Here is a 1,214-nt window from a genome sequence, read left to right as displayed (position 1 = left end):
AGTGGCTCCAGGTTCCGTTCAATATAGGTCTGTAGGGATTTTTCAAGGGCCGCCGCTTGTCCTTTCAGTTCAGCTGCATTGCCGTTTTTCATGCTGAATATGCGGATATCTGCCATCGATTCAATCCCTCGGTGTATGCGCTGCTTTCATGATGAACTGGTAGTCTTCTTCCGGGATGATCCGCATTGCCTGGCCCCGGATGTGGCCCGACCACTGCTTCTTGTTGGTGATAAACTTCAGATGTGGGATGATGGTTTTGAAATCGACCGGTTCGTCGAATATCTCTATGGGCTTGACTTTGATCCGCAGGGGAAAGATCTCGTTGCCCAACTTCGGCGGCGAGGTGAAGATCTCCGTGGCGTCCTCGTACATCTCCGAGATGACCTCGAACGATCCGGTGATGGCCGGAGGGAGCATCTCTTTGTCCACAATCTTCTGCCCCACATAGATGAGCACCGTATCGCCAGGCTTGACCTTGCTGATCTGGTTAATGGCGCGTCTGGGAACGCCCCAGACATTTTTATTGAGAACCACCTCTGAATTTTCCCGGTTCGAGATGGCGAGCCAGCGAGTCATTGAACTAACAATATCTTCGGGAATGATAAAGTGTATCGGATCGGGACGCATGAATATTCGAGAACAATTTGGACACACTTTTCTATTTGCGCCACATTAAAAATGATATAACGAATCGCATCACTTGCACCGCAAGGTGTCAAATGTTATCATCGATGCAGTTCGAATTGAATCGAAGCTGTGGTGGTGTTCAACATCCCCGCCCTGCATTCTTTAGAGGCATATTGGCCTTACTTCCCGCGAATAGCACAGGACGAAACCACAACAGAGGCAGACAAACTATGGCAATTAAGAAATCCGAACTCTACCGGTCATTGTGGAGCAGCTGCGATGAACTTCGCGGCGGCATGGATGCCTCACAATACAAGGACTACGTCCTCACGCTGCTGTTCATGAAGTACGTCTCCGACAAGTACGCCAGGAGAGCCGATGCTATCATCGAGGTGCCTGAAGGCGGCAGTTTTGCCGATATGGTCCAGCTGAAAGGCAACAAGGATATCGGCGAGAAGATGAACAAAATCATCGGCAGGCTCGCCGAGGCCAACGGCCTGAAAGGGGTTATCGATCAGGCGGATTTCAACGATGAGGATAAACTCGGGCGCGGGAAGGAGATGCAGGACCGCCTTTCCAGGCTCGTA

At 50.9% G+C, this 1,214-nt stretch carries 2 protein-coding genes; one reads left to right on the top strand and one right to left on the bottom strand.

From position 1 onward, the window contains the following. Window positions 1-120 precede the first annotated feature (120 nt). Window positions 121-576, bottom strand: coding sequence for an EVE domain-containing protein (locus tag QCH34_RS13045; RefSeq protein ID WP_300334760.1), 456 nt, complete (start codon window positions 574-576; stop codon window positions 121-123). A 281-nt stretch (window positions 577-857) separates the two neighbouring features. On the opposite strand from QCH34_RS13045, the gene QCH34_RS13040 reads away from it, so the two are divergent. Then, on the top strand, window positions 858-1,214 hold a 357-nt coding region (locus QCH34_RS13040; protein WP_300334759.1), incomplete at its 3' end, for a type I restriction-modification system subunit M N-terminal domain-containing protein.

The sequence above is a fragment of the Methanocalculus sp. genome (genome assembly GCF_029762515.1).
GTDB lineage: Archaea > Halobacteriota > Methanomicrobia > Methanomicrobiales > Methanocorpusculaceae > Methanocalculus.
The sequence above is the reverse complement of the archived record's forward strand: the minus strand, read 5'-3'. Positions and strand labels throughout refer to the sequence as shown.

What these genes read in the sequence shown, in the direction of transcription:
- QCH34_RS13045 (WP_300334760.1), bottom strand. Translation starts at nt 576, where the DNA reads ATGACTCGCTGGCTCGCCATCTCGAACCGGGAAAATTCAGAGGTGGTT.